This window comes from Zavarzinia compransoris (assembly GCF_003173055.1).
In the GTDB taxonomy this organism is placed as follows: domain Bacteria; phylum Pseudomonadota; class Alphaproteobacteria; order Zavarziniales; family Zavarziniaceae; genus Zavarzinia; species Zavarzinia compransoris.
Genome location: NZ_QGLF01000013.1, coordinates 1 through 2,909, shown reverse-complemented (window position 1 = coordinate 2,909; position 2,909 = coordinate 1). Strand labels below are relative to the sequence as shown.

The 2,909-nt window shown below is 65.3% G+C and carries 2 protein-coding genes; both read right to left on the bottom strand.

Translation table 11 applies throughout. The annotated features are described in order from the left end of the window. Positions 1-765, bottom strand: a 765-nt coding sequence (locus tag DKG75_RS22580) for a hypothetical protein (RefSeq protein WP_211315717.1), incomplete at its 3' end; no start/stop codon positions are given. A gap of 27 nt (positions 766-792) precedes the next feature. Continuing rightward, positions 793-2,670 carry a hypothetical protein gene (locus tag DKG75_RS22575; RefSeq protein ID WP_109923461.1) on the bottom strand — a complete coding sequence of 626 codons (1,878 nt, stop codon included), beginning with the start codon at positions 2,668-2,670 and terminating at the stop codon, positions 793-795. Positions 2,671-2,909 lie beyond the last annotated feature (239 nt).

Here is a 2,909-nt window from a genome sequence, read left to right as displayed (position 1 = left end):
GTAGACCGCGCCGCCCTCGACCACGCCGTCCATGCCGTTGATGTCGCCGAAGGGCGCCACGTCCTTGCGGCCGTGCATCTTCTGCCACCACAGTTCCGCCTTGTACTGGCGTTCCAGGTTGGAACTGCTGTTGCAGACGTCCATGGTGATCGGGTGGAAGTTCAGGTTGTCGTTGGCGATGCCGTGGGCCACGAACGACCAGGTCGCCTCCAGCCCGTCCTTCGGGTTCAGGAAGGGCATGGCCCCCTGGGTCGACAGGGCGAACTTGCCGTCGGGGGTGAGCAGGTTGCCGTCCGGGGTCGCGTTGAAGGTGATGCCCTTGGCCTTGGCGTCCTCGGTCTGCTCCAGCGTGCCCTTGGGCATGTAGTAGGACGCGGTCGGCACGATCACCGCCTTCTTCCAGCCGAACCAGCCGGCGTCCTTGAAGCGTTCGGCGAAGGCGCCGACGATATAGGGCTTCAGCCAGGCGGCATCGACGTTGGAGGCGTCGATCACCGTGCCGGGCTTCAGTTCCGGCGGCAGGTTGGCGGATTTCAGCAGGGCCGGGGCATCATAGCCACGCAGCGCCGCCCAGCGCTTGGCGATCGCCAGCGCCTCGGCCGAGCCGAGAGCGTCGACGAACTTCGAGCGCCCGCCGCCCTCGCCGTTCTGGGCGATGAAAGCCTTCCAGGCGGCGACGCCGTCCTCCGGGCTGGCGAGGGCGACCTGGGACGCGCCCAGGGCCAGGGCGGCGACGAGGCCGGCCGCCATGGTTTTGAACTTCATGAGTTTCCTCCCTTTGGTGAACTGTTTTCAGAACTGATAGGTCAGCGAGAACTCGATCGCGTCCGCATTGTCGTAGAGGCCGAACAGGCCCTGCTCGGTCTTGCCCTCGTAGTGGATGATCTCCACCCGCGGGCGGATGTTGTCGCCGAAGTAGTTGAAGTCGATGCGCTGGCGATAGGCGAAGCCCTCGTTCTGGAAGTCGTAGGCCGCCAGCCCTTCGAGATAGAGACGGCCGTCGTCCAGCGCCTTCCACCACAGGAACGAGGCATAGGTCTGCACCGGGTGGACCTTGGAGCCGAAGGCCGCATAGGGCGACTGGAACATCAGGTCCTTGCTGTCCTCGGTGATGATGTTGAACAGCTGGAACGAGGTGAAGATCGAGCTTTCCTGGCTCTCCCAGAACGGCAGCCACAGGAAGTAGTCGAAGCCGACCATGATCGACAGCTGGTCGCGGAAGGCGACGCTCTCGTCGACGCTGGAGATCAGGGCATTGGTGCCATAGGCCTCGGTCCCGACATTGGTCTTCACCCGGTAGCGGTTGAACGGCTTGTCGAACTCGTAGGACGCTTCCATGCGGAACACCGGGGCGACATCCTTGGGCCCGAAGGCCAGTTCCACCATGTCGCGGGTGAACGTCGCCCCGACCAGCTTCTTCCGGTACTTGTAGTCGAGGTCGAAGTTGGTCGTGACCGAGCACAGCGGCGGCAGGATGCCGGTGGCGCAGCCGTAGAGATTGATCGGATAGCCGCCGAGCAATTGCCCGAGCGAGCCGAGCAGCCCGCCGGAAGTGGTGCGCATGGCGTCGAGATAGCCGACGCCGGGCGCATGCACCAGGGTCTCCAGCAGGGGCTGGCTCAGCGGCACGTTCAGCAGCGCCTGGTCCGCCTGGTGGGTGGCGCTGCCGACATGGAGCGTCGAGTCCCGCATCTTCACGATCGGCAGTTCCTGCCAGCCGTAATAGGCGTTCAGCGTGCCTTCGCCGTGCAGGGCCTGGAACTTGAAGCGCGCCGCCAGCGTCGCGTCGGTGACGCTGAACTCGCGCGGGGTGACGTCGTTCAGATGGGCCGCGAAGTAGGGGATGCCCTTGCCCGAGACCGGATCGATCAGATAGGGGAAGGGAAAGCCGTAGAGCCCGCCCGCGGTGACGTCGCCCGGGGTCGGGTTGTTGATCACGAACAGGTCGTGCTGGGTCTCGGGCATGAAGATCAGCTCGAGGCCCGGCTTGGTCAGGCCGATCCATTCGAAGGGCTTGGCGATGCCCATCTCGTCGAAGTTGAGGTCGACCGCCACCATCCAGTTCGGGATGCGGATCTCGTCGCTGTCGCCCAGCACGCCCTTCATGCGCAGGTCCTGGGCATGCAGCACGTCAAGCAGGCGGATGCCGTCCGACTGGCCCCAGCCGCGCACGAACTTGCCGATCTTGATGGCGTAGCGGTTGTATTCGTCGGTGATCTTGATCGCCAGTTCGCGGATCATCTCGTCTTCGAAGTCGTCGAGATAGCGGTTCTGGTGATCGACCGTGTTGCCGAAGGGATCGTCGCGCCCGCCGCCCTTGCGGTTCAGGTGATAGCCGTATTGCTGGGTCGCATTGGGACTATAGGGGTTCTGGATGCCGCTGCCCATCAGGTCCGCGCCCCAGCTGTCCACCCAGTCGCCGCGCAGCCAGAACTTGCCGGTCACCGCCAGCGTCTTGGTCGGCTTCCAGCTGATGTCGGTCTCGACGATATAATTCGCCTGCGCCAGGCGCAGCATGCCGTCGGTCAGTTCCGAGTACCCGAAGGCAACGCCCTGCTTGACGCGGCCGCCCATGCTGATGTCGCCGAGATCCGCCGCCAGGCCGGCCAGCGCGCCGCCGGCGGCGCTGCCCAGGATCGTCGTCGCCAGCAGGATATTCGCCAGTCTCATGTTTTCCCCCTGCCCTTCAGCGGCCTGCGGCCGCGTTCCTCCATTGTGTTTTTAAAGGCTTTGTTCGGTGGCCCGGCGCCGTCACCTGCCGGGCCCCGTCGTTGGCCGGCCCCTACTCCGCCGGCTTGCCGATCGCCTCCGCCGGCAGCGCCACCGCAGGCCGGGCATGGCCGGCCCCGTGGTTCGCCAGCGACTTCGGGCGGAACAGCAGCACCATGCAGGGCACGAAGATCAGCGCC

Excerpts from the sequence above, each read along its gene's own strand:
- DKG75_RS22575 (WP_109923461.1), bottom strand. The coding sequence starts at position 2,670 with ATGAGACTGGCGAATATCCTGCTGGCGACGACGATCCTGGGCAGCGCC.